The 26,851-nt window shown below is 38.7% G+C and carries 16 protein-coding genes; 9 read left to right on the top strand and 7 right to left on the bottom strand.

The window, feature by feature from the left end:
- Positions 1 to 13: 13 nt before the first annotated feature.
- Positions 14 to 550, top strand: a complete 537-nt coding sequence (locus CJF12_RS01525; protein WP_034687118.1) for a DUF3575 domain-containing protein — start codon at positions 14 to 16, stop codon at positions 548 to 550.
- A gap of 237 nt (positions 551 to 787) precedes the next feature.
- Here CJF12_RS01525 and CJF12_RS01520 read toward each other — a convergent pair whose 3' ends face one another.
- Positions 788 to 1,177 (bottom strand): SpoIIAA family protein, encoded by a 390-nt coding sequence (locus CJF12_RS01520; protein ID WP_034687120.1) that lies wholly within the window; start codon positions 1,175 to 1,177, stop codon positions 788 to 790.
- A gap of 368 nt (positions 1,178 to 1,545) precedes the next feature.
- Between CJF12_RS01520 and CJF12_RS01515 the strand changes: the two genes are divergently transcribed.
- The gene (locus tag CJF12_RS01515; RefSeq protein ID WP_034687122.1) at positions 1,546 to 2,052 is read left to right on the top strand and encodes a hypothetical protein; all 507 of its coding nucleotides are present in this window, start codon (positions 1,546 to 1,548) and stop codon (positions 2,050 to 2,052) included.
- 102 nt (positions 2,053 to 2,154) lie between these two features.
- Here the strand turns inward: CJF12_RS01515 and CJF12_RS01510 are convergent, their stop codons facing one another.
- The 3 genes from CJF12_RS01510 to CJF12_RS01500 all read right to left on the bottom strand — a co-directional run bounded on the left by CJF12_RS01510 (position 2,155) and on the right by CJF12_RS01500 (position 5,469).
- Positions 2,155 to 2,562 (bottom strand): hypothetical protein, encoded by a 408-nt coding sequence (locus CJF12_RS01510; RefSeq protein WP_034687124.1) that lies wholly within the window; start codon positions 2,560 to 2,562, stop codon positions 2,155 to 2,157.
- 128 nt (positions 2,563 to 2,690) lie between these two features.
- The gene (locus CJF12_RS01505) at positions 2,691 to 4,226 is read right to left on the bottom strand and encodes a toxin-antitoxin system YwqK family antitoxin (RefSeq protein ID WP_051887378.1); all 1,536 of its coding nucleotides are present in this window, start codon (positions 4,224 to 4,226) and stop codon (positions 2,691 to 2,693) included.
- A gap of 436 nt (positions 4,227 to 4,662) precedes the next feature.
- Positions 4,663 to 5,469, bottom strand: coding sequence for a hypothetical protein (locus CJF12_RS01500; RefSeq protein WP_131329577.1), 807 nt, complete (start codon positions 5,467 to 5,469; stop codon positions 4,663 to 4,665).
- A gap of 225 nt (positions 5,470 to 5,694) precedes the next feature.
- Here CJF12_RS01500 and CJF12_RS19815 point away from each other — a divergent pair, with 225 nt between their 5' ends.
- On the top strand, positions 5,695 to 5,859 hold the full coding sequence (locus CJF12_RS19815; protein WP_157759830.1) for a hypothetical protein: 165 nt from the start codon (positions 5,695 to 5,697) through the stop codon (positions 5,857 to 5,859).
- Positions 5,860 to 5,968: 109 nt separating this feature from the next.
- Here the strand turns inward: CJF12_RS19815 and CJF12_RS01495 are convergent, their stop codons facing one another.
- The 3 genes from CJF12_RS01495 to CJF12_RS01485 form a co-directional block, all read right to left on the bottom strand.
- Positions 5,969 to 6,853, bottom strand: coding sequence for a helix-turn-helix domain-containing protein (locus tag CJF12_RS01495; RefSeq protein ID WP_034687126.1), 885 nt, complete (start codon positions 6,851 to 6,853; stop codon positions 5,969 to 5,971).
- Positions 6,854 to 7,002: 149 nt separating this feature from the next.
- Positions 7,003 to 8,511 (bottom strand): amidohydrolase family protein, encoded by a 1,509-nt coding sequence (locus tag CJF12_RS01490; RefSeq protein ID WP_034687128.1) that lies wholly within the window; start codon positions 8,509 to 8,511, stop codon positions 7,003 to 7,005.
- 138 nt (positions 8,512 to 8,649) lie between these two features.
- A complete protein-coding gene (locus tag CJF12_RS01485) occupies positions 8,650 to 9,858 on the bottom strand; it encodes a hypothetical protein (protein WP_034687130.1) in 1,209 nt (402 codons plus the stop codon).
- Positions 9,859 to 10,745: 887 nt separating this feature from the next.
- Between CJF12_RS01485 and CJF12_RS01480 the strand changes: the two genes are divergently transcribed.
- The 6 genes from CJF12_RS01480 to CJF12_RS01455 are packed head-to-tail and all read left to right on the top strand — an operon-like array spanning position 10,746 to position 26,796.
- A complete protein-coding gene (locus tag CJF12_RS01480; protein WP_034687132.1) occupies positions 10,746 to 17,804 on the top strand; it encodes a type I polyketide synthase in 7,059 nt (2,352 codons plus the stop codon).
- A gap of 19 nt (positions 17,805 to 17,823) precedes the next feature.
- Positions 17,824 to 22,062 (top strand): type I polyketide synthase, encoded by a 4,239-nt coding sequence (locus tag CJF12_RS01475; protein ID WP_034687137.1) that lies wholly within the window; start codon positions 17,824 to 17,826, stop codon positions 22,060 to 22,062.
- On the top strand, positions 22,050 to 22,349 hold the full coding sequence (locus CJF12_RS01470) for an acyl carrier protein (RefSeq protein WP_034687139.1): 300 nt from the start codon (positions 22,050 to 22,052) through the stop codon (positions 22,347 to 22,349). Before CJF12_RS01475 ends, CJF12_RS01470 begins: the two co-directional genes overlap by 13 nt.
- On the top strand, positions 22,340 to 23,122 hold the full coding sequence (locus CJF12_RS01465; RefSeq protein ID WP_034687141.1) for an alpha/beta fold hydrolase: 783 nt from the start codon (positions 22,340 to 22,342) through the stop codon (positions 23,120 to 23,122). The genes CJF12_RS01470 and CJF12_RS01465 overlap by 10 nt, the downstream gene beginning before the upstream one ends.
- On the top strand, positions 23,115 to 25,520 hold the full coding sequence (locus CJF12_RS01460; RefSeq protein WP_034687142.1) for a glycosyltransferase: 2,406 nt from the start codon (positions 23,115 to 23,117) through the stop codon (positions 25,518 to 25,520). The genes CJF12_RS01465 and CJF12_RS01460 overlap by 8 nt, the downstream gene beginning before the upstream one ends.
- A gap of 4 nt (positions 25,521 to 25,524) precedes the next feature.
- Positions 25,525 to 26,796: a condensation domain-containing protein gene (locus tag CJF12_RS01455; protein WP_034687144.1), complete on the top strand. Its 1,272-nt coding sequence runs from the start codon at positions 25,525 to 25,527 to the stop codon at positions 26,794 to 26,796.
- Positions 26,797 to 26,851: the final 55 nt, after the last annotated feature.

Below are 26,851 nucleotides of genomic sequence, written 5' to 3'. Positions count from 1 at the left end.
CGCCTTAATTTTTATGAAAAAAACCTTTTTACTAATCATTTTGTTTGCTTTTTATTCTGTCAATGCTCAAAATGAAACGGGTGCAAATCCTAATCAGAAAAACAATGAAATCAGATTAAATTTAATAGCGCCATTATCCGGGGCTGTGGAAGTAAATTTTGAACGATATCTAAACAAAAACTCATCCCTGGGGATCTCTGCATTTTTTGTTTATGATCATACAAAAGACGAGGATTTGAATTACTACATCTCCCCATATTACAGATATTATTTGGGTAAAAAATATGCTTCCGGTTTTTTTGTCGAAGGATTTGGAATGTTCACTTCCATTGATGGAAAAAAAATATACTCACCAGACCGTCTGACATTCACTGAAAATAAAGATGTTTATGATGTTGCACTGGGTGCTGGTCTTGGCTATAAACTAGTCACAAAAAAAGGATTGGTTTTTGAAGCCAATGCAGGCTACGGAAAACTTTTGTTCAATGCAGACAAAACAGATCATAATGTGGTTGCCAAGTATGGATTGAGTATTGGCTATCGATTTTAATAAAAGCTCTATCTAAAAACGGAAGCATAACTAAACTTTTGTTTGCTTTGGATAAAGTATAAAAATGAATAAATCCTGGCGAGAGTTAGGGTTTATTTTTATAAATGTTTACAAATACATAAAATTTACTTGAAGTTTTCGAAATATAATGAAACTATCTTATTTAGACACGAGTCAGAGGCTCATGCCAGCAGAAAGGGTGTAAAGATTCTAATTGTCCAATTTTAACCTTCTGATTTATTCATTGGGTGCTATGAATTTTAATGCTTCGTCTAACTCTGTTTCATCAAAATATTTCTCTTCCAGAGCAGAATTAAATAAATGCAGGACTTCATTTTCAATATTGACTATTGACTTCATAAAATCAGAATGAGATACAACAGCACAACGCCCTATCTTTCCGAAGTGTTGTATTCCCCATAGCTCGCCTTCCAAAAAGCCTTTTAATTTCATATCTTTAATCACTGACATATCTTTGACTTTAATGAGTATGTTGACATGCTGGTATCCCATATTCAACTTTTCCTCGAAAAGCTGCTCTATCAGCAAAGCATCTGTTTCCGTGAATGCCCCCAATATCTCCAGAGCAAGTGCGTTATCTTTAAATTCTTTTATTTTGTTAATCATGACAACTTGTTTTTACATATTTACTTTCTAGTATCACTTGTATCATACAATTAAACAAATATTTCAAGTGATTAACGAGAATGCTTTACTATTTAATCTGACCATCAAATAGCCAGCCATTCCTTTAGTATCAAAAAGATTAGATTATCGTTTTTTAATAAACTGCTTAATACTCGGCTATTAATAAAGACATGTCCGTATCTATAGAATTTATCATGATCTTTTTGTCATGAAATTAAATGCTTTATATCCCAAACTACTGAGAAATCTCAGATTAAATATTCCTGTAAAGTTTTGTATTTTTATAGAACGAAATACATTTTTTGCCAGCTCCATTTAATGGTAGCAAAAGCCCAACATTCTTATTTATGAAAAAATTAAATCCTAGTTATTTCGAATTCTTCTTTTTCAGATATGGAGTCATTGTAATTGGTGTTCATGTAGTGACCATATCGATTTATCTTTACACCAAAGAAAAAGACCCTGTTAATTGGGCTATTCCAAGTATTTTATGTTTTCTTTTTCTATTATTGGTCTGTTCAACAGAATATCGGATGCTGAGAAAACACCTTCCTCCTGCGAATGTTTTACTGACGAATGACAGTCTGATCATCAACGAAACGCCTTATACTTCTGAGCAAATAGAAGAAATTACGTATATGCCTGTAAGAAATACGCTAAACAAATTCACGGACTATTTTTTTGAGATTAAAACCAATGATGGGTCTGTTTTTTATTTTCTGGATAAAAACATGAACTGGAAAGGAGAATCACCAACCATGAAAATATTGAGTCAACATCCTGTCTTCTCTTTAAAAACAAAAGAAAAAAGTGAATCGTCAGATGGTTTTTTGGCGTTTGAAAAGCAGAAATAGCACATAGATCCTTGAAGAATTAACCGAAAAAAACGAGCCAAGTTTGTTGAAAAGATGGGCTCAAAATCAGGGAACTTTGCGCAGCGAGGTAAAATTAAAAAATTATTTCACAAGTGACCATATTAGGACACCCGCACTGGCATAAGCAACTACAGTAATAATATCAGCAATCGGTTGTGAAAAACGTTTTTCAGCAATTCTCTCTGCATTAATCTGACTTTTATGGAATTTCAGAATTTTATTAGCATTATGAACCGGATGTGCTACCAGACTGTCATTTTCCCATCTGTCAACGATGACTTTATAGGTCTTACCGTCAACGTCAATTCTAACATTTTTATTAGGTGCAAGTTTCTCCTGAATGTTGATAGGAGCAGGCGGTTGTTGAGCTACACTCTCATTAGATTTTTTCTTATTGTCAACTGTTGTATCGGCTTGTTTTTTAACCTGGTAAGTATAGCAACTCACAAGAGAAAATAATATAATGATGAGATAAAGGTTCTTTCGCATGAGTCAAATTTAATAAATAAACGGAAAATTCAGTATTTTCTTTTGAAAATACTGAATTTAAAAATTTACTACTTATTCGAACAAAAGCCAAAAGCTTGGTTAATTTTTTGATAGTGAATGATAATAGGTTATATAGACTCCAGAAATTCGTATTGAAGATCTGCTTCTGTAATCAGGGTATTTAACGAATTGTAAGTATCCGTCTCCTGGCTTTCTGCAAGTACTTTAGAATCCTGAATCAGTCCTCCTTCCCTATTATAGGTTTTTACCATAATCCATTTTCCTTTGCGCTCCAGTTCTTTTAAACCATGTTCAGATTTGTATTTAAGTTTTCCGTTTTCAAGGATACCATCTTTTACAACCGCTTTATTAGCGGGTTTTCCTTTAGCATACTGTACAATCTGCGCTGTGAAACCATCCCCCTGTTCGACCGGTTTACTGTAGGTATAGGTGACAGCTCCCTTTTCATCATAAATAGTAGAATTATACAATGTCTGATCTGCATTGATTTTTGTTTCCGTTTCTAAATCCCCCTCTAGTCTGAAAGACTTCGACTTCATTAAAATACCGTCTTTATAATGTTGCTCGACAAGTCCTTCGTACAGCGTACCATTGTATGGCATATCATCTTTATAGGTCACAGCCCCTTTTAGTTTTCCATCCGGATAATAATACTTAATCTCCTGGGTTATTCCTTCTTTTAAAATCTGTTCGGAATCTAGTTTTCCATTTTCATCGAAATATTTACTCAGGACCGCAAACCCATTTTTATAAACATTAACACTAGTGAATCCTGAAAACTCATAATTAAACTGATACTCTTCTCCGTCCTGCGGGTTGTAATAATCAATTTCTTTATCATACACATAGGTAAGATTACCTATCTGCTTACCTGTTTCATCATACGTTTTTTGATAGCTGCCTTTTTTATTTTTCTTTTCTTCCTGTAAAATTCCCCCTTTTTTGGAGTAGATGATACTTTCTGTTACCATTCCGTCTTTATTTTGCTTTTCGATTTTGGAAACCTTCATCGGATTATCATAATACGCTACCATCACCTTATCTTTAGAATCTGCGGAACTATTTGTACCAATAAATTTTCCTTTTTCACCATAAAATTTAGCTTCAATCAACCCTTTGCCGTCGTTGCTTATTTCATAACGGATTCCTTTAATATCCTCATCATAAATAATCGATTTGAAACTATCGGAAGTTTCATAAGTTGTAATCGCGTTATTATAAGACAGTTCTTCCGGGTTTTTATAGTTGTATATTTTACCTGTAAAAGTACCGTCCGCTTTATAAATCAGATCTTCCAAAGGCCTTCCCTGTTCATCAAAAGTCTTAGCCGGTCCAATTTGCTCACCTGCTGAATAGGTCCCCATACTCAAAACTTTACCTTCAGGATTATACCAGGTAATTTTACCTTCATAGATTTCAGCGCCTGGTGTAGCATCCGAAACAAGACCTTCCATCTGAAGTGTTCCGTTTTTATAAAAGTCTCTGATTAAAGTAAGTTTGCCCTTGCTTTCCGTTTCGCGATAGAATGCCATTTGATTCTGAGTGGTTTTCTCCCAGTTTTCATCAAAATAGATTTTTTCCTGTGCGCTTGCATGGAAGCTTATGATCAGGGCAAAAACCGCTGACGTAAATAATTTCTTCATATTTTAAAGATTTAGATATATGTAAAAAGCCATACAGGCCGGCTTATATTAGGCGTGAATAGATTATTTATCAATTTCAGATTTTCATCGACCTCCCGAAATCATCCATTTTCCTGTAAAAGGAAATCATTATTTTGGATTTGATAAAATTTAAAGATTTTTTGCGTGTGTTGTTTTATTAGAACAGCTACTATCATTAAAATTCCGGGTAATCTCATCATAATTTTATATTACATTTTTCCGGCAGACGGAAAAATTTCATTGTGTTTTGTCCTGAAATAACAGAAACAAAGGTCTGTAAAATCACGATTACAGGAAATCCCTGTTTTCAGCTATTTGTGTCATCTCCTCCCCGGAATAAAAATGAAAAAAGGCCAATCGATGTATTCTTATTACGTATTAAAAGAATGATACTACCGACCTTGCTATGACTATTTTAGCAATCAAATTGAATGGCGACTTCAGCTGCTTTTTTAATTTGTTTTCCGTTTTTTGCCTGAGAAGAAAGATATAAAATCACCCGTTCTTCTTCATAATCCCTGTTGGCACCAAAAATAAAGTCAGGCTTTCCATCCCTATCAATATCTCCTATGAAAAGCAATTCGACAAAAGTGTCATTAAACGATTCTTCTTCCAAAAATAATGTTTCGGGAGAGTTATGGGCGGACAGGTAAAGCTTATAATCTTTTACATTCTGATATATCTCCTCTCCATTATCCGTATGTACTTTTTCGGATGAAAGGACTTTTCCTTCCGCACGCAGTGTGTACTCCTCATTTCCAAAACGAAACTTTAATTTTTCTTTTGGCCATATTTTATTTTTTTCAATTGTAACAGCCTTTACTTCACCCGCTTCCAATCGTGAATTACCTAACAGTAAAATCGTATTATATTTAGAATTAATGATTCTGGTAGAATCTCCTGAACATTCAGAATACCCTATCGAAATGGTATAGTCAGCTTTCCCCAAATAATATTTTCCGTTTTTCTGATGTAAATCCAGCCAATTATTGGTCAGTTCATTGACTTCATTTTCATTTCCCAAATCCCGATATTCTTTTGGCAAAAGAATTCTAAAGTCTGCGGTGATCACTTCATCCGGACTCAGCTTAGGAACCGTTGATTTTCTACCGGATTGAATTTCCTTATGATACTTTATTAATTTTTTTGGTGTTTCTTGTGCCTTATCCTTACAGGAAATAATCACCGCTAAGGATAAAAAAATTAAAATTATTTTCTTCATTGCTTTACTCTTTTTGTTTACACTCATACAAAAGGCAAATTTGTGAAAAAATACCATTGAAAAACATCCTTGTTTTCAGCTAGTTTATTCAAAAGAAATTAACGAAACGTCTTCTTTGTGAAGGCTAACTTTAGCCTCCTTTGAAAGCAATTAAATAACAATAATAAAGTTCTAATCCATACGGTTATCCGTAATGTAGCCAATGTAACTTACCTTAAATTTAGTGTGTTAAATAAATTGATTATGGAAACCATTAAAGCAATTAAACCAGGACCAAAACCTGATAAGTCTGACGGAACTCCGGACAAAAGGAGGAGGGTAACACCGGAAACAAAACCAAAGCATCCGGATCTAAAACCGCACAAGCACAAACCCGGAGAATCAAAATGATCGATTACTGATCTCAGAATTATTACAGGTAATTTTAAAATCTCAGCAGTGCTGGGATTTTTACTTGTTAGCGTAGAAATATTTAAGTTTAAAAATCAGAAGACACCCTTTAAACAGCTGAAGTCTTTCTCCATGCATTAGGAGTAATTCCGGTGACCCGCTTGAAAAAATTATTGAAATACGTAGGATAATCAAACCCTAGAGAATAGGCAATATCAGTTATACTCCAGTCTGTATAATGCAGAAGCTCCTTAGCTTCCGTAACAATCCTTTCTGTAATAAGATCTTTGGTTGTTTTACCTATGATTTCCTTAACAGAACGATTGAGATGATTCACATGAATATTTAATCTTTCTGCAAAATCATTCGGGTTTCTAATATTTAACGGTTGATTAGGATTCTCTATAGGAAACTGTCTTTCCAAAAGCTCCATAAATAATCCGGAAATCCTGGAGGAAGCATTGGTTGTTGTGAAGTAGTTTTCAGAAGGCTGCATTTTATGAGCTTCATGAATAATAAGGCTGATATAATTCCTAATAAGCTCATCTTTATAATGATAAACGGAATCCTGTTCCTCAATCATCTTTTCAAACACAGACTTAATGAATTCATAGGAAGTTTCCGTCAATGCAAAAACAGGAGTTCCTCCCACTTTAAAAAGAGGTGAATTATGGAGACTTTCCAGCCGTTCATTATTGCTTAAAAATCCTTCTGTAAAAATACAGCTATAGCTATTATGCTTTTCAGAATTGATATCCCATGAATATGGAATGTGGGGCGTCCCGAAAAACAAAGTATATCCTTTAACCGATACACTTTTATCAGCATAATGAATGGTACTCTCTCCTTTATGAAGACATATTTTATAAAAGTCCTTCCTGGAATACTCAGGAATACCTCTCAATGATTCTTCAACCTCAAAAACTCTAAAACCTTTAAGCTTCACGTTAAGATCTTTTAAATCTTCTGTATTCTTCAATGTTGAATTTTCCATATATCAAAAATAAGAAAATCAAACAATTCAATCGTAACATCTTTAAGGCTTTTTAAACAATGCACTACCGTTATAACAATAAAAGAGGCTGTCTCAAAAGAGATAGCCTTTTTTATCTTGTAGTCCGTACCAATTTTATGATCCGTTTTTTATTTCAATTCCAGGTTCATTTTTCGGATAAAATCATTCCATTGAGTATTCAGATGCTTTACTGCTTCCTTTTTTTCACTTTCATTCATAGAAGAATAATTAACCGAATTGAAAACCAGTTTTTTCAATGCTTTTACATCAAGCTCCCAATAGACAAAAGCTACCCAGAAATCATAACTGAGTCCTTCATATCCATAAACACTAGGATCATCACTGCTAATAGAACATTGTATTCCATTACTCAGTAAAACTCTTGCAGGGTGATTCCTCAGGTCACTGACATACCCTAAAATCTGATTACTAATCGGACTCACTTCAACCAGTTTATTTTGTTTTCTGATAAGCTCCATGGTCTTTGGGAAATAAATCAGGTTCAACCCATGTCCAATCCTTGGATTATCCAATGTTGAAATATCCAGAATATTTTTATTAAAAACAGAATTACTTTCTCCGGCATGAAGAAAGAGAGGCATCTTTACCCCGTACTTTTTAGTCAGTTCATTTAATTTCACCCAATTTTCCCGGAAAGAATAGACGCTGTTTCCGGCAGCCTCATCGGCAACAAGATCAAAACCTGAAATCATATCAGGAAATTCTTTTTTAAGCTCAAAGGCTATTTCAAGTTGCTTTTCAATACTTTTCGGATCTAAAAACTTAAAGCTTGAATAAATCAATTTCAACCCGAATTGCGGCTGTGTTTTCTGTATTTCTTTAACCACATCCTGCAAATCAGTAATTGAAGTCTTCAATGGGTATTTTCCATGTTTGAAATCATAAAGCTCGTCAAAGACAAACCTGATCTCCACATGTTGCACTTTATCTTTCACTAAATCCTGGAAGCCTTTCAAATAATATTCCTTAAAAAAGGGACGATAAGGCAGCAATAAGCTGATGCGCTTAAAACGTTTCTCAAATTCAATCCAGTAATCTGTATAACCGCATAACGCATCTCGCTTCAGGATCAGAAGCTCGGTCAGTTCTTTTTCGAAGCCAGGATTTGAAGCCAGCTTTTTATCAAGACTAACAAATCCTTTTGGTACTTTACCTTCTTCAAAAAAAGCAAGCTGTCCAAAAATAAATTGATCGTGATCAGCCTGATCATACACATAACATTCTTTGTACTTTCTTGCTGCTGTGATCAGCCATTTTACATCTGTTATCCCTCCGCTATGGGTATGCAGTAAACTGCCTTTAGGCATTGACTGAATTACTTCATACAGTTTACTTTTTTCTATTAATGGTTTTAGCTGATTAAAAGAACTATTAAACAAAGAGATTTTTTGCTGATCTGTTTCGGCAAGAAGTTGCTTTCGCATCTGAAACAGCTTTTTATCTAATGTTATTTCAGCATCGGACAGCTTCATATCAGCATCAAAAGCTAATGCTTTATTCTCCTGTTCCAATACCATCCAGTTCTGTTGATAAGTGGAGTTTTCAGCCACTTTATTTTGGCACCCAAACAAAGGAAATCCAAAAAGTAAAATATAAGTAAAATATTTTCTCATCATACTATTGAAATTTGTTTCGCACAATTGATCATGCTTAACAATTAAAAAATGTCTAAATAAAATTATCCCCAAAAATATAATTATTTTTTCGGGTAAAAGGAGTTCAACCCAACAGAATATCAGGAAAAAGAATTGTTTTTAATCAAATTTAATAAACATCTGATCAAAATTCAGGGTCATTTTACTAAATTGACGAATTACATCCTGGCCAATATTTCCGTAAACAGTTTCCTTGTTAATTTTGTTTTTCAATAAGTTAACCTCTTTAAGAGATACCTCTTTTCCCAGTATATGAAAAGTATGATTCACTTTGAATCCATCGTGTTCGGTTTTTCCTCCTGCTCCTCCCATTCCAATTTTCACGAGGTGATATTGCTGATCAATATCTTTTTTATTTTCCCGGTAAAAAGGTTCGTATAGCATCGTATGATCTGCACCGGTATCAAAAGTGAAATGTTGACCATCGATAAAAATAAGCGGTGATAAACCGTCAATGGCCATATTTGACGGTGCTTTTATTTTTGTTTCCTTATCCGGCACCATAAAATAATCGTCCTGAGTCAGTTGTATTTCTTTGAGTGCTTCAATAACAGGAAACCCTAGAATCCCATTAATTTGGTAGTTCATCTGTGGAAAACTTAAAGCTTCATCTGCAAACACAAGAAATATCGCATTTTCTACGATCACATTTCCAAAAGTCAGTTTTTTACAAACCGCAAGATCCGCTTTGACAGAAGCACCTATAATGGCATCCACATCAATACCGGCCGGAATAATATTCATTTTCAGACGGGTCGGCCCAATCAGTTTAACCTGTTGTCGAGGCTGATTTTCCAGAGCAGTCCAGATCTTCAGATTATTCTTAAAATCGGCTTTTTCTTCATCCTTAAGAAGATGGTTATATTGAGCAAGAGCAGTCTCTATTGCTTTTTTAGCACCTGCATAATCATACTGTTTCATGCAGTTGTCTTCTTTAAGGCGCCATATTTTAAGCATCAGTGAATCCGGAAGCTTATTTTTTGAAGCTTGCAATTGCATAATAATCCGGTTAGATCCCTCAGGTTTATTAAAAGCATTATACAATACAGCTTCTGTAAAATAACGGTAATCTTTAGATAAATTTTCTTTTGCCCCGGCAAAAATCTCACGCACCTTGAAAAAATTCTTTTGTTCCATCTGATGATACAAAAGATCAAATGAAGAATTACGGCTTTGACCGAAACCAATAGCAGATACTAATAGGAGAACAACCCATACCGCTCTGCGTATTATTTGTATTCCTAAAGATAATTCTGCTTTACAAAGGATTTGCCTGTTTCTTTTGATTCTATTCCCTGAGTTATTCATAATGTTGTTATTAGCAGCTTAAACCTTTAACGGTTGAACAGGCTAATTTATTAAATCCTCTTCTATGAATATTACAGATTATTTAAAAAATTAAATATATGCTAAGTTTTATTTAATTTAATTTTAATTTAAAACAGCGTCATTTACAGCACCGCTTTCCAGGTCACTCAGCCCTTGAATAATCCTAAAGAAATAGCGTATTAAAAAGCATCTCCAAGAAAGTATTGGTCATCTGAAAAATTTCAGAAAAGGAAACCTGCCCCTGCTTTTACAGACGGCTATACATATTATATTTTTGTAATATATAAAAACAAGTCTCTGACTATTGAAATATTTTATTTTTATTCATATATTTGCTTCATATTACTAAATAATTATAAATTTTATAATTATAATCGCACAGATTGTACCGCTTTATTTCTAAGAATAAAAATTATAAACTGCAGATTATTAACAGTATTTGGTCTTTTGAACATTTCTTTGTTAAGAAATTATTATCAAATTACCTTTATTATTAAAAATATCACAGAAATTAATTACTTTTATTCCGTCATAACAAACAATTGCGCATTATCCGAAAGGTTAGCGTTTTTGTTATGAAACCTCTTGCACACACTTCAAAACCATAAATGCAATGAAAAACTTAACCATTATGGGCTTAATGCCTTTTGAAAAGCCGGACATCAATCTTATTCCAAAGAGCTTATCTGCTAATCATATGTGGAAAACAAACCTCTTTTGCAATTAAGGAATCATTATCAAATTACATTTATTATTAAAAAAACTATATATTAATAATTTTTATTTTCTCGTAACAAAAACAACAACCGTGATGCAAAAAGGTGACCCTGTTTTGTTATGAAAATCAATTCAATACCATAAATGCCATGAAAAACTTAACCATTATTGGACTAACGCCTTTTGAAAAGCCGGATGCCCACCTTTTGTCTGGATTACATCAGGCGGGTGCATTTCCAGTTTTAAGCTTAGGACATGAGTTAACGACCGCTCAGGAAGCTTTGAATCAACTTGATAAGATAGATATACCATCCTGTGGTATTTATTTTCCTAGCGACCCTTTTACTTCACTTCAAATTCCGGAAAAAGCAAGCTTTGCTATCCTGCCGTTTGACAGTTCAAAGCCATTCTCCCATAATTTACCTGCTATCTACCAGGTAAGCAGTCTGGAAGAGGCCAGGGAGGCCGAACAGATGGGTGCAACAGGGATTATTATAAAAGGAAACGAAGCCGGCGGACTTGTCGGATATGAGTCTACCTTTATTCTGTTTCAGCGTATCATCAATGAAATTCAAAACATCCCGGTATGGGTACAGGGAGGAATAGGCCTCCATACTGCTGCTGCGGTAAAAGCTCTGGGAGCAACAGGGGTCATATTAGACAGCCAGCTAGCTCTGTTTCCGGAGAGTTCAGTTCCTCAGGAGCTAAAAGATCTATGCTCAAAATTAAATGGAACCGAAACCAAAATTATAGCCAACCACCGGGTACTGGTAAGACCTAACTCACCAACCTTACCGGAAAACATAAGCGCTAAGGAACTTCAGCAATACTTTACTGATCTTGATGTTACGAAAAGCTATATCCCAATGGGACAAGATATTTCGTTAGCAATAGATTTGTATGAAGATTTTAAAACCCTGAAAAAAATGGTCTTCGGGTATAAAGAAGCCATGTACGGACATCTGAAACAGGCAAAAGCTCTTCAGGTGATTGATCAGGACAATATACTTGCAAAAGAACTGGGTCTACGCTATCCTATCGCACAAGGACCAATGACCCGCGTCAGCGATGTTCCTTTATTTGCTAATGCTGTAGCCGAAGCGGGAGCTCTACCTTTCGTAGCTTTGTCTTTACTTAAAGGGGAACAGGCAAAAGCTTTGGTAATGGAAACTCAAAAGCTTGCCGGCGAAAAAACTTGGGGTGTAGGTATTTTAGGTTTTGCTCCTCAGGAACTAAGAGAAGAACAAACCTCATATATCCTGGAAGCTAAACCTCCCGTAGTCCTGATTGCCGGAGGAAGACCCGCACAGGCTAAAGTTTTCGAAAAAGCAGGAATCAAAACATTTTTACATGTTCCTTCCCCAGCCTTACTGGATATTTTCTTAAAAGAAGGAGCCAGAAACTTCATCTTTGAAGGACGTGAATGCGGAGGCCATGTAGGTCCCCTTTCAAGTATGGTTCTTTGGGAAAAACAGATTGAACGCATCTTAAAAGAAGATCATCCTGAAAATATCAGTGTATTTTTTGCAGGAGGTATTCACAATGCATTTTCATCAGCATTTATTTCTATTATGGCGGCTCCGTTAGCTGCCAGAGGAGTAAAAATCGGTGTATTAATGGGAACAGCCTATCTTTATACTCACGAGGCTGTACTTACAGGAGCGATTCAGGAAGAATTCCAGTTGCAGGCTATGCAGGCAAAAGATACCGTCTTACTGGAAACAGCACCCGGACACGAAACCCGTTGTTTAAATACTGCATTTGCACAATATTTTAATGCTGAAAAAACAAAACTTCTGGCTGCAGGAGTGGATAAAAAACAAGCCTGGGAGCACCTGGAAAAACTAAATGTAGGCCGCTTGCGTATTGCTGCCAAGGGAGTTGACCGTCAAGGCGACAAACTTGTAAGCATTCCTAAAGACGAGCAGCTGGATCTTGGCATGTACATGATCGGACAGGTTGCCACCATGCATGACCGTGTTGTCTCTATTGCAGCGCTCCATGAAGATGTTGCTGTAGACAATTACAGCTACATCGAACACGCTGCTTTACCGGAGCAGCCATCATCCAGCGAAAAACCATTGGATGTTGCCATTATTGGAATGGAATGTATTTTCCCAGGTGCTAAAAATCTGGAGGAATACTGGCGTAACATCATTCTTGGAAAAGACAGTGTTACAGAAGTTCCTGATGAACGATGGAATAAGGACCTTTACTATCATCCGGATTCAGACGGACCGGATGTTTCCCACTCCAAATGGGGTGGATTTATTCCAAAAATTGATTTTGATCCGCTTGCATTTGGAATCCCACCACAATCCCTTGCAGCCATTGAACCGACACAATTATTGACATTGCTGGTTGCCAAGCGCGCCATGGAAGACGCAGGATATGGAGAAAAGCAAGTCAACAGAGAAAATATTTCCGTAATTATCGGAGCCGAAGGAGGCAATGATCTTGCCAACAGCTATAGCTTCAGAGGCTATTATAAGCAGGTTTTCGGAGAACTTCATGACGAGGTTAAAGAAGCATTTCCACATACCACAGAGGATTCTTTCCCTGGTATTCTAGCGAATGTAATCGCAGGACGAATCACCAACCGATTAGACCTTGGTGGAAGAAACTATACGGTAGATGCTGCCTGTGCTTCTTCTTTAGCAGCTATTGAACTGGCATGCCAGGAACTTATATTAGGCAAATCAGATATGGTTCTTGCCGGTGGAGCTGACTTACATAATGGTATTAATGATTACCTTATGTTTTCCAGCACCCATGCACTTTCCCGAAAAGGAAGATGTGCCACATTCGACAGTGAGGCAGATGGTATTGCCCTTGGAGAAGGGATTGCTATTCTTGTTTTAAAAAGATATGATGATGCACTACGTGATGGTGATCGCATTTATTCAGTGATCAAAGGGGTCGGAGGATCCAGTGACGGTAAAGCTCTTGGACTTACCGCACCAAGAAAAGTAGGTCAGGTACGTGCTTTAGAGCGTGCTTATGCCCAAGCGGGTATCAGTCCTGCATCCGTAGGATTGGTTGAAGCTCATGGTACGGGAACAGTAGTTGGAGACAAAACGGAACTTAGTTCACTGACCAATTTATTCAGCCGTTCAGGAGCTCTGCCTGGTCAAACGCATTTAGGATCTGTAAAAACACAGATTGGACATACCAAATGCGCAGCCGGATTAGCAGGTCTTATCAAAGCTTCTCTAGCAGTGTATCACGGTGTAAAACCTCCTACTTTGCATCTTCAACAGCCCAATGCTTATTATAATGCACAAACCAGCCCTTTCGCTTTTTATGCAGAAAGCGGACTATGGAGCGACAAAAACCGTTATGCCGGGATCAGCGCTTTTGGGTTTGGCGGAACTAATTTCCATACGGTGATTGCCAATCATACGGAACAAGAAGAATCTGTTGTATTACAATCCTGGCCATCAGAATTGTTTGTATTCCGCGGAGACACTTACGAAGAAGCCAAAAACCAATTGGTTCAGGTAAAATCTTTATTGGAAATCAACGACAGCATCTCTTTAAAAGATATTGCTTACAGCTTAACAGTTGGCTCAGAAAAGCCTGTACAGCTAAGTATTGTTGCTGACACCGCTGAAGATCTGATGATGAAAATCGAATTGATCCAATCCGGTATTGAAACTAAAGACACCTTCACGGTTAATAAACGTGCTGGTAAGGTAGCCTTTTTATTCCCGGGACAAGGAAGTCAGCGAATCAATATGGCTCGCGACCTGTTTGTAATTTTCCCTGCGATGCGCAAGCTTATGGAAGATTACCCGGAGCTTGAAAAAGTAGTCTTCCCTTCCACTACTTTTGATCCAGAGACGTTAAAACAACAAAAAGAAACAATAAAAGATACGCGCTTAGCACAGCCTCTTTTAGGTATCGTTGACCTTGCATTGGCTCAATTCCTGAAATCATTAGGTATTGTTCCGGATATGCTGGCTGGCCATAGCTATGGTGAATTACCTGCATTGTGTTTTGCCGGTGTATTCGGGGAAGAAAAACTGGTTGACTTAAGTATCCAACGTGCACATTCCATTTTGAATTCTGTAGAAGGAGGAGATCCGGGCACCATGCTGGCTGCGAGTGCAACCAAAGAACGCTTACAACCTATCCTCGCAAAAGTAGAAGGTTGTTATCCTGTCAATTACAATGCTCCTTCACAATGTGTGATCGCAGGAAGCACACCGGCTATCAACCAATTAATGGAGGTTCTTAAACAGGAAGGTATTTCAGCTAAGAAACTGGAGGTTGCCTGTGCATTCCATAGTCCTTTACTCGCCAAATCCAAAGATTTGTACACTGAAGTATTAAAAGATGTTCCTTTCCGGGAAATGGAGATCCCTGTATGGTCGAATACCACAGCCACTCCATATCCGAATAATTCATCTGAAATAAAGGAAAGATTGACAGACCATTTGGTACAGCCAGTGAGGTTTGTAGAAGAAATCCAGGCAATGTATGACGATGGAGCAAGAATCTTCATCGAAGTAGGGCCAGGTAAGGTACTTACAGGGTTAACCCAATCCTGTCTGGGAAAAGATCAATTAACTCTTTTTGTAGAGGATAACAGCCGTAATAAATTCAGCCATCTTCTTTGCATGCTTGCCGAATATTTGGGTACAGGCCGACATTTCGACCTCAACAAGCTTTTCGAAGGCCGTAACGGTAAATTGATCCAGATTGATCAACCTGATCTTTATAAGAAAAATCCTGCCATCTGGCGTGTTAATGGGCAAGCTGCTCATCCAACAACAGGCTCATTGCCAACCAATGGTGCATTACCTATTTTAAACCCTCTTCAAATGAACAATTTCACCAATCAACAAGCCCCTGCAACTGAAAGCCAGCCAGCCGCTGAACGTATGCTGCAGGAATATTTAAATAGTATGAAACTGCTTATACAGGCACAACGTGACGTTATGCTTTCCTTTTTAGGGCAGAATCCACAAATAACTCAAGCTCCTGTATACCACACTCCGGCACCGGCGTCCAACCATGTCAACGGCCTGGTAACCATCCCCGCTACACAGGTCAATGGAGATAAACCAGCTGCTACCGCTGTTATTACACCAACCAAACAAGCTCCGGCAAAAGATATCAAATCTGTATTATTACAGGTTGTCAGTGAAAAAACAGGATATCCTCAGGAAATGTTAGGAATGGAAATGGATCTGGAGGCCGACCTAAGCATCGACTCTATTAAAAGAGTTGAAATCATAGGAACTCTCCGTAATGAGCTAGGTGCATTTGCCAACAATCAGGCTAATGAGGATACGGTAATGGAGCAATTGGCAGGAATAAAAACTTTAAGCGGTTTAGTTTCCTGGCTTACAGAATGTATAGGAGGTACAGAGACAACTGTTTCTGAAACCAATGGAAATCATGCGGAAATCACAACCTCAAAACCACAGAGCCAATCGTCATTCTCTCTTGAAGATCTTCAAAAAGCCATTCTGGATATTGTGAGTGAAAAAACCGGATATCCAAAAGAAATGTTGGGATTGGATTTAGATCTGGAAGCCGATTTAAGTATTGACTCCATTAAGCGTATGGAAATCATCGCGGATCTTAAAACCAAAATAGGTTTTGGTGAAAATCTGGAGCAGGCTGATGACCTTATGGAAAAACTGGCGGCTATCAAAACATTAAGCGGACTGGCAACATGGATTCATGACATCAGTAATACCGGTAATACAGATAATACGATCAGTACTCCTGACAATACCAAGACCAATAACACTGAACCGGAGCAAGCTATGTTATCACGTCTTCGCTTCGATTTGAGCCCGACTGATGCATCGTTTATACAAAATACAGAAATACTACAGGGAAAACGTTTTGCAATTACTCAGGACAATGGCATGCAAACATTAGCTATCAAAAATACCCTTGAAAAATATGGTGCAATTGCAGAATTGGTGGATACAGATAATGATCTGACGAACTTTGACGGATTAATTATTCTCGACATATTCTCTTCTTCTGTTAAAAACAGCATTATCGATCACGTAGGGCTTATAAAAAAACTGGATCTTGATAAAGCCAAATGGGTGTATCTGATTACAGATATTCCTGCACACCTTGAAGAACTGGAAGACATGCGTATTTTACGTCATTATCAGGGATATTCAGGACTTTTCAAAAGTTTAGCAAGAGAATTTGAAAATACGACCTGCAGACTGATCAGCCTAAGCACTTCTCAGGAGATTGACCAGGTTGCTGAAATTACTTTGCAGGAAATTCTGACGGCTGACAAACCAGTTGAAGTCATTTATAAAAATAACCAAAGACATAAAGTGGATATCATCCCATCTCCATTGTCTACCAGCCTTGAAGAAGCGCATATCCAACTGGATGAGCAATCCGTTGTTCTGGTACTCGGGGGCGCACAGGGAATCACTTCTGAGCTTGTTAAGCATATGTCAGAAGCCTATCCATGTACCTATATTCTTGTCGGACGTTCAGCGGATCCAAGGGATGAAGTTTCCGGATCTAAAGAGCTGGAAATGATGAAAACCAAAGAGGAAATAAGAAGCTACCTGATTAAAACAGCCAATTTCACCTCCCCTGCCGAAATAGAAAAAGAAACGGTTCGTGTTTTCAAAAATAATCAGATCCTTCGTACCATCAGAGATATGGAGCAACTTGGAAGCACAGTGGTTTATCAATCCTTAGACCTTTGTGATGAAGACGGATTATGTGACCTTATCAACAATATTTATGAAAAATATGATCGTTTGGATGGTGTTATTCATGGAGCAGGTTTATTGGAAGACAAATTGTTTAAACAGAAAACAACCGTTTCCTTTGGACGTGTATTTGATACCAAGGTAAAACCTCTACGTGTACTAGCAGAACAGCTTCGTGCGGATTGCCAATTTGTTGTTTTATTTTCAAGTATTGCTTCGGTATATGGAAACAAAGGCCAAACAGATTATGCAGCGGCAAACAGCGTACTGGATGATTACGCCAGAGCTTTAGACAAAAGATTAAAAGGAAAAGTAATTTCTATCAACTGGGGACCATGGAAAGGTGCCGGAATGGTCTCACCAACACTGGAAACAGAATATGAGCGTCGTGGTATTTCTTTAATTCCATTGGATCAGGGAAAGGAGACTTTTCTTAATGAGATAAAATACGGAACTGAAAGCCAAGTGCTTATCATGTCAGGAAGTAATTGGTAACCCTCTGTATATAATAACTATGAAAAAAACAGATGTTGCTGTAATTGGTCTGTCTTGTGTCTTCCCGGGGGCACAAGACGCCCAAACTTTTTGGCAAAATATCATCAATAAAGTAGATTCTACCGAGTTGGCTCCTGCTGACCGGATCGATCCGGTTCACTTTAGCGATGCTACCAGCCCGGTCGACCGTTTTTACTGTAAACGCGGCGGATTCATTCCTGATTATGAGTTTGATCCCACAGCATTTGGTATTTTACCATTAGCCGTGGAAGGAACAGAACCTGACCACTTATTAACCCTTGACCTGGTACAGAAAGCATTGGAAGATGCAGGCGTTTTTCAAAAGAAGATTTCACTTGAAAAAACAGGAATCATCATTGGTAAAGGAAACTATACAGGACCCGGAGCTACCCGTGCTATCGAAATTGTAAGGACCGGAGAACAGATTTCATCGTTACTCCAGGAATTATTACCGGAAGTTTCTTCAGCAGATATCGAAAAAGTGAAGTATGCTTTCCAGGAACGTAAAGGACGTTTTGCTGCCGATACTGCCATGGGATTAATTCCTAATCTTGTGGCTTCTTTGGTTGCCAACCGTTTCAACCTGGGAGGTGCAGCCTTCACTGTAGATGCTGCCTGCGCAAGTGCTTTACTTGCTGTAGACCATGCTGTGCAGGAACTTCATCGTGGCCGTTGTGATATGGTTATTGCAGGAGGTGTTCACACGGGACAGAATGCTGCTTTCTGGAGTATTTTTGCCCAGCTGGGAGCGATGTCTCGTCAACAGCAGATCAAGCCGTTCAGCATGGATGCCGATGGATTATTAATCGGAGAAGGCTGTGGCTTCGTAGTTTTAAAACGATTAGAAGACGCTGTTCGCGACCAGGATAAAATCTATGCCGTAATTAAAGGCGTGGGCATCAGCAGCGACGGTAATGGAACCAGTGTGATGAGCCCATCCGTAAAAGGCCAGCTGAAAGCCCTGGAACAAGCCTGGCACAATGCTGATCTCGATGAAAAAAAGATTGGTTATCTTGAAGCTCATGGTACCGGAACACCACTCGGAGATAAAACAGAACTTCAGACCCTCGCACAGTTTTTCGGTAAAGAAGAAACAGCACAGGCTGCGGGTATAGGGTCTGTAAAATCCAATATAGGACATGCTATGCCTGCAGCAGGTATTGCAGGTTTAATCAAAACCTGTCTGGCTCTGCATCACGATATTTTACCGCCAACCTTATACTGTGAAAATCCAATCGCTGATATGCAACAAACCCGGTTTGCTCCCGTACAGGAAGCAAAAAATTGGTCGAAAACCGGTCTGCCCAAAGTAGCGGCTGTAAATGCTTTTGGATTTGGCGGTATTAATGCACATGTCGTTCTCGAAGGATATGACATGCCCAAAAAAGATCCTGTATTGCTCCTGGCCAGAGCAACACGTGAAGAGCTGCTTTCCGCTTTACAAAATAACGAAACTACAATAGGTGAAGGGAACTATCGAATTGCATTATTCGACCCTACCCCTGAAAGAATAGAAAAAGCGATCAAGATCGTATCCAAGAATAATTCCTGGCGTAATAAACAGGATATCTGGTATACCTCAACTCCTTTACTTCAGGATGGTGGCAAAATAGCCTTTGTCTTTCCCGGACTAGACGGTCTGGCTAAAGGTGAAGTTGACAGTGTCAGCCGTTACTTTGGACTAACGGAACCCATAGAAACTGAAGGTGAAGGCCTGTTAACTGACGCACTAGGTGTGTTTAACAAATGCTGTATTCTTGATCATTCATTGAAAAAACTGGGAATTGTACCGGATATGAATGCCGGACATAGCTTAGGGGAATGGCTTGCGGGTTATTCTTCTGAACTGGCAGAAGCCAACTCTGTTAAGGCATTGATCGATGTGCTTCATCCTGAAACATTTGAATTAAAGGATTCCAAATTCATTGCAATCGGGACTGGTATTGATACCATTACTCCGCTTATTGGTCAAATTCCTAACCTGTATGTTTCAAATGACAATTGCCCTAATCAGGTTATACTTTGTGGTAGTAATGCAGCGTTGGATGAATTGGTACCGTTGTTGAAATCAAAACAGATATTTCATCAGGTTCTCCCTTTCCAATCTGGTTTTCACTCTCCTTTTATAGCAGATCAACTCGATGTTATCTTAGCGGGAATGGAAAAAGCACAGTTTCAGCAGACAAAGATTCCATTATGGTCTGCCACTACCCTTGCACCCTATCCTGCTGATCAGGATGCTATCAGAAAGCTAAGCGCTGAACATCTGGTTCAGCCTGTCCGCTTCCGTGAGCTGACCGATAAGCTTTATGAAGAAGGGGCAAGATTTTTTATCCAGGTAGGTACCGGCGGATTGATTGGATTTATCGACGATACTCTAAAAGGGAAAGCGTTCAGCACGATTGCTTCCAGTACGCCTACCCGATCTGCATTGGCTCAGCTACAAAGAGTAGTCGCTGCATTATTCGTGGAGGGTAAAATGACAGCACTTGATTTTTTAAATCTGCACAGTTCTTCCAAAAAACCTTCAGGCAAAGGAATTAAACTGCAGCTGGGCTCACCCATTGTCCGTGATTTCAAAGAAATAAAGTCTTTAACACCTTCTTTTGATGCATCAAGGAAAAACAAAGTTTCTGCAACTGTTGCAAAAACAGGACATCCCCTTGTACAGGCATTTCAGGAGAATATAGAAGATATGATCCGTATGCAGGAAGAAGTACTGACGTTATTCCAAAATCGTCCGGAAACCCCTGCTCCAAACTTTGCACCGCCAAAACCTAAAGTACCTGCTAGCACTCATTTCGATCAAGCTCTTCATGTCAATCTGGACAGCCATCCTTATCTGATCGATCATAGTCTTTTGAGACAGCCGGCAGGCTGGCCTCATGTTTCAGATATGGAACCGGTTATTCCTATGACCATGATTTTTGAGCAGCTGGCTGAAATCGCAGAAGCTGAAATACCAGGAACATTGGTGCATAAAATCATGAATGTAAGTGTATTCCAATGGATGAATGTTGCCAAGCCATTTGAAAAAACAGTAAAAGGAGAATGGCGGTCATCCAATCATGCTTATCTGGATATCGAGAATTTCGCTAATGCAGAAGTAGTATTGAAATCAACTTCTATTCCTGTCCCTAACTTTAAACTATCTATTGGCGACCTCTTACCTATCGAACGAACTCCTGAAGAAATCTATGATAAACATATGTTCCATGGAGATGCCTATCAGGGAATTACTGAGGTATCGGCAGTAGGAACTAAAGGTATTATTGGAAAAATCAAAGGAAACGGAGGAAAAGGCTCTTTACTCGATAATGCAGGACAATTATTCGGACTTTGGTTACAGTTGACTTTAACGAAAGACCGTATTGCGTTCCCTGTTAAAATCAAGGACATCGAATTCTTTGGAAATATGCATGACCAGGAAGGTCTTTTTGAATGCACCTGTATGCTTACTGAACTCAATGATGAGTTTGCCATAGCAGACATTATGCTCAAAAGAGACGGAAAGGTATGGTGTATGATCACTGGATGGCAAAACAGGAGATTAGAAATTGACGCTCCATTATGGAATGTTTCTATGTCACCTTTGCATAACCGTCTTTCAGAAGAAATTGCCCCTGAGGTATTCTTCTTTCACCAGGCTTATACCAGAGTGGCTTCATGGGATTTTATCCTCAAACGCTATTTCAACCAAACTGAAAAGCAACACCACCAGCAATTGCTACCAAACAAGAAAAAAAACTGGATGGTCAGCCGTGTAGCGGTAAAAGATGCCGTTCGGAATCTTCTTCGTCAGCAAAAAAATTATGCCTGCTTCCCGATCACCTTTGAAATAAGTTCAGATGAAGCCGGTAAACCTTACCTCATCAGTGATTTCACCGAAGATATCCATGTATCATTAGCCCACAAAGGAAAAGAAGCCGTTGCTATTGCACGCCATGGCAGTCCCGTAGGCATTGATATGGAAATTATGGAAGAACGCAGTTCCGGATTTTATGACCTGGTATTTACTGATGGTGAACTGGCATTACTGAAAGGCAGAGATCAGGCTGAATGGACCACCCGCTTCTGGGTAGCCAAAGAGGCCTATGGAAAGTTCCTGGGAACAGGACTGAAAGGTAACCCGAAAGCATACGAAGTTACCCGCATACAGGATGATCATTTGTGGATCAACCAAATTGAAATTAAAACCATAAAACATAAAAATTATATAATAGGATGGACACTCTAAACCCAACATTAAAAATGAATCATGAGGAACTTTTTACACTTTTAAAAGGTTTTATTACTGAAGTGATCGGTAAAGAATTTGTAGAAGAAATGAATATTACTCCGGAAAGCTCATTCACCAAAGACCTCGAAATGGACAGTATAGAAATTGTTTCTTTTTCTGAAAAGATCAAAGCCCATTTTGGCGATCAGATTGATTTCACCGGTTGGTTGTCTTCTATGGACCTTGACCAATTGATCAACCTTGACCTTAGTATGATTATCAATTATATCTACGAATGCCAATAATTACTGTTGACAATAGAAAAGTTCATATACAGGAACTCAACAAAGATGCTAAACAAACCGTGGTGCTCATCCACGGTATGTTCAGCAATCTGTCCATTTACTATTTTAATATTGCTCCTGTCCTGGCTCAGCATTTCCATGTTGTGATGTATGATTTAAAAAGCCACGGCATGAGTGAGCGTTTTCCGGATGGATATGATCTGGACAACATGTCATCCGACCTTATTAGTTTGATGGATTATCTCCAGCTCGAAAAAGTACATCTTGTAGGATACAGTTTCGGAGGCCTTGTTGCCCTTAAAACCGCTTTGAAATATCCTGACCGTGTAAATCAGCTGGTGATTATGGAAGCTCCGGATCCGAGAGATGACAAAACACGTAATATTATTGACGAATATAGTAAAGAGTTCCTTGAACATTATGTAGCTAATTTCACAGACACCACAAAAGTTCAGATGGGCAAAAGGCAAATGGAAAAAAACCATCGTATGTATGAGTTTCTATTTGAGCAGACCAGCATTAAAGCAGATATGATACGGGAAAAAAATTTCCTGAATGAAGTTCCTCTCCATGATCTGGCTGTTCCTACTTTGTTACTTTACGGTTCTGGGTCCAACTGCAGACCTACAGGCGAATTTCTACAATCGCAAATCGTCTTGTCTGAATTGGAATTAATTCCTGGTGATCACAATATCCCTATCCAGGAACCTCATCAGATAGCAGAAACTATCGTTCATTTTTTATCTAAATCTAAAACACAAAACCATGGCTAAATTTGTATTTATAGTTCCACCATTGACAGGACATGTCAATCCAACCTTAAGCATCGGTGCTACTCTGTTAGAAAGAGGACATCAGGTGGCATGGATCAGTCTTGATAACAATCTTAGCGCTAAACTTCCTGCCGGAGGAGAGCTCTTACTTATTCAATACGATCAGACTGATGATGAAAAAAGAGAAAGTGAACAATATCTCGATATTATTTCAAAAAAAGTAGTGTATGGTATTGACAGCATCAAGTTTCTTTATGAAGATGTTCTCATTCCTTTAAACAGACACTGTTATAACGGTATTGTTACCTTACTTAAAGCATATCAACCCGATTTAATTATTGGTGACCATCAGCTCTTCGCTGCACCCATCGCTGCAAAGGCTCTGGGTCTTCCCTATTGTACCTCCGTTACGGCACCGGCTGCCATTAAAATAATCAGTGAGCTTCCTAAAGTTCATGAATGGGAAGTCAACCAAATCATGGCATTACAGGAAGAACTGGGTGTAAAAGAAAACCATTCTTTGGCTTGTTCAGATTTACTAACCCTGGTCTTAACTTCACAATATTTCTTTGGTGAAATGGACTTACCTTCCAATTACCAGTTCACAGGTCCTGTTCTTACGGAACGACGTATAGCATGTGAATTTGATTGGGATGCCTTTAAAAGCAGTACCAAAAAGAAAATTCTGGTCAGTATCGGCACCACCTTCGATCATGATCATAAAAAAGCCTTTTTCCAAAAAGTAGTGGATGCATTTAAAGACAAAGACTTAACGGTTGTTGTCGTTTCCGATCCTCAGCTTTTTGACAGCTGGCCGGAAAATTTCATGGTGTACCAGCAGGTTCCACAATTGGATCTATTACCTCATCTTGATGCCGTTGTTTGTCACGGTGGACATAATACGGTTTCTGAAGCACTTTCGAACGGACTTCCGCTGGTTGTGATTCCAATCGCATATGATCAGTCTCATGTTGCCGGACGCGTTGTACGTACAGGAGCTGGTGAGCGTCTCAATTTCAACAGATTTAAGGCTAATCATTTACAGGAAGCTGTAGAACAGGTTTTAAGCAATGAAAGTTACCGGGAAGCAGCTCAAGCTGTCCGTCAGTCTTTTATTGATGCCGGAGGCACAGCAACTGCAGCAGATTTGCTCGAACAAACATTGATTAGTCAACCCAAACAGGTAAAACCACATTCTAAATTTTTATTTGTTATCCCTCCGTTTTTCGGACACATCAGCCCAACATTAAGTGTGGGTGCCAGCCTCATTGCCCGTGGGCATGAAGTAAAATGGTTCGGTATTACTCCATTGGACAGCAAACATATTCCGGAAGGAGGATCGTATTATTATCCTGAAGAAGATCTAATTCCGTATCAGGAGGAAATCCAGCGTATTTTAAAAAGACAGGATGATGGCCCCGCATGCTCGGGACCTGAGGTGATGAAACTGGCGTTGGAGGAAACGTATGTTCCGTTTGCTAAGATGATGATGCCGGGATTAACCCGCCTTACAGAAAACTGGCGACCTGATGTTATTGTAAACGACTGTATTACTTTTGGAGGAGCCCTCTTCGCTCATAAGCATCAAATTCCTTGTGTGACTACCACTCCCGTTCCACCGGATGTGATGGGCGATACTGAGAAAAGCGCCCCTAAGATATTTGAATGGCAGCAAAATCTGATTAAAGATCTCCAAAAGGAAGTAGGAATTACAGACGACGGTATTTTCATTCACTCGCATCAATTAAATCTTGTGTTTACATCACAGGCATTCGCAGGTTTTGACACTGTTCCGTCGCATATGAGATTTGTAGGTCCCGTAAAAGGACGTCCAAACAACAGTCCCTTTGATTGGGAAAAACTAAACGCAGCTACCACACCGAAAATATTTGTATCATTAGGCACATTGCTGGTCGATATCAGAAAGGCCTTTTTTGAAAAGGTGATTGCTGCATTTGCCGATCAACCTGTCACCGTTGTAGCGGCCACTCCACCGGAAATATTTGAAGAATGGCCTTCTAATTTCATCGTGAGCGGATTTGTGCCCCAGTCAGCCTTAATGCCTCATATGGATATGGTGATCTGCCATGGAGGTTTCAATACCGTGAATGATACTTTCTACAATGGATTACCAATGTTAATCACTCCTATTGCTTACGACCATTTTCATATTGCAAAATTAATTGAGCAGGCCGGTTGTGGAATTGGAATCCGATACAAAAGATTAAGGGTTGATGCCCTTCGCGAAACGGCTTTTGAATTACTCGAAAATCCTAAATACAGAGCTGCCGCTAAAGAGGTTCAGCATACCTTTATTACTGCAGGCGGAAATGATAAGGCTGTAGAGCTTTTAGAGAATTTTGTACAAGAAGAACGTTCAACTTTAGTTTCCGTTTAAGCTTATGAAAAGAAGATTGTTATTTGGCGAGCGCATGCTCCTGGGGGATGGAACAGAACCCTTCAATGCGGTTATTGCTTTCAGGCTAAAGGGTGACTTCAAAGAAGAAAACATCAGACATGCCTTATATCAGATTCAGGCTAAGCATCCTTGGCTACGAGCACTCATTACCCATGATGAAAAAAATATTCCATGGTTTGAAGTTCCTCAGCCTACCATACCTATTCCCATGAGAATCGTGGTCCGAAAAGGAGAAAATGACTGGCAGGAAGAGTCTAAAAGAGAATGGCATACGATCTTTGATTATGAAAAATTCCCTCTTATCCGATTCGTATGGATTAAGGGAGAGGGAGTATCCGATATGCTTTTTGCTTTCCATCATTGTTTGTCTGATGGTGGAGCCGCAATGGCATTTCTATATGAATTTCTGATGGTATTGGATCATCCGGCTGCTGATATCGGAATTGAAAACCCTATCCTTGGAATTGAAGATGTCGTTCCATCTGCTATTTTAACGAATCGCAGACAGCGGCTTAAAGCAAAATTTATTGGAAGACTCGCAGCCACAGCCATTAAATATATTCCGGTACGGAAAAAAATGGTTGAGCGAAAAAACGATTATCTGATTCATTGGAAGCTTGATAAAGCAATCAGTCAGCAGCTCATCTCTTATTGCAAATCGATGGGAGTTACGGTGAACACTTTTTTAAGTGCAGCAGTACTTCATGCATTTAAAAAAGTAAGAGGAACAGCAGCATTTAACAAGGTTTCATGTCCGGTAGATATAAGACGTTTTGCACCACAAATAAAAGAAGATCATATTTTCGCTTTTGGGCTGATGATTGTTATTTCATCCAACGAAAAAATGAGCTTTTTGGATAATTTGGCTCTGATGCAGGAAGAAGTGGAACGTAAAACCTCCAAGCTCAATCCATACATGACGATGATGGTCATGGAATCAGGACACGATGCTCTGAAAAATTTCACCAATTTGTTGAAACGGGGTAAGTCCTCAAATGACTGTATGTTTTCAAACCTGGGACGTATTCAGATTCCTCATGAATATAAAGAATTTACGTTGGACACAATTTTCAGTCCTTCGGTGATTGGTCCTTTGGGTAATACCACAACCATGGTGGTTTCTACATTCAGAGGCGAAATGGATTTCACTTTCATGGGGAGCGAAGGGTATTTACCACATTCGGAGGCTTTGGCTATCCGTGATGAGATGATCGAATCGATTAAACTGCAACTGGAATATATAGCCGTATCATAATTAATCAAAAATTAATGATACTTTTAGAAAGGAGTTTGTATGCTGCAGCATTGTC

It is taken from the genome of Chryseobacterium piperi (assembly GCF_002285635.2).
GTDB lineage: Bacteria > Bacteroidota > Bacteroidia > Flavobacteriales > Weeksellaceae > Chryseobacterium > Chryseobacterium piperi.
Note: the sequence above shows the minus strand (reverse complement) of the source record. Positions and strands in the feature narration are given on the sequence as shown.

Bases quoted from the DNA above. Each gene is read 5' to 3' on its own strand.
- CJF12_RS01525 (WP_034687118.1), top strand. From the start codon at position 14: ATGAAAAAAACCTTTTTACTAATCATTTTGTTTGCTTTTTATTCTGTC.
- CJF12_RS01520 (WP_034687120.1), bottom strand. From the start codon at position 1,177: ATGATTAACAAAATAAAAGAATTTAAAGATAACGCACTTGCTCTGGAG.
- CJF12_RS01515 (WP_034687122.1), top strand. From the start codon at position 1,546: ATGAAAAAATTAAATCCTAGTTATTTCGAATTCTTCTTTTTCAGATAT.
- CJF12_RS01510 (WP_034687124.1), bottom strand. From the start codon at position 2,562: ATGCGAAAGAACCTTTATCTCATCATTATATTATTTTCTCTTGTGAGT.
- CJF12_RS01505 (WP_051887378.1), bottom strand. From the start codon at position 4,226: ATGAAGAAATTATTTACGTCAGCGGTTTTTGCCCTGATCATAAGCTTC.
- CJF12_RS01500 (WP_131329577.1), bottom strand. From the start codon at position 5,469: ATGAAGAAAATAATTTTAATTTTTTTATCCTTAGCGGTGATTATTTCC.
- CJF12_RS01495 (WP_034687126.1), bottom strand. From the start codon at position 6,853: ATGGAAAATTCAACATTGAAGAATACAGAAGATTTAAAAGATCTTAAC.
- CJF12_RS01490 (WP_034687128.1), bottom strand. From the start codon at position 8,511: ATGATGAGAAAATATTTTACTTATATTTTACTTTTTGGATTTCCTTTG.
- CJF12_RS01485 (WP_034687130.1), bottom strand. From the start codon at position 9,858: ATGAATAACTCAGGGAATAGAATCAAAAGAAACAGGCAAATCCTTTGT.
- CJF12_RS01480 (WP_034687132.1), top strand. From the start codon at position 10,746: ATGAAAAACTTAACCATTATTGGACTAACGCCTTTTGAAAAGCCGGAT.
- CJF12_RS01475 (WP_034687137.1), top strand. From the start codon at position 17,824: ATGAAAAAAACAGATGTTGCTGTAATTGGTCTGTCTTGTGTCTTCCCG.
- CJF12_RS01470 (WP_034687139.1), top strand. From the start codon at position 22,050: ATGGACACTCTAAACCCAACATTAAAAATGAATCATGAGGAACTTTTT.
- CJF12_RS01465 (WP_034687141.1), top strand. From the start codon at position 22,340: ATGCCAATAATTACTGTTGACAATAGAAAAGTTCATATACAGGAACTC.
- CJF12_RS01460 (WP_034687142.1), top strand. From the start codon at position 23,115: ATGGCTAAATTTGTATTTATAGTTCCACCATTGACAGGACATGTCAAT.
- CJF12_RS01455 (WP_034687144.1), top strand. From the start codon at position 25,525: ATGAAAAGAAGATTGTTATTTGGCGAGCGCATGCTCCTGGGGGATGGA.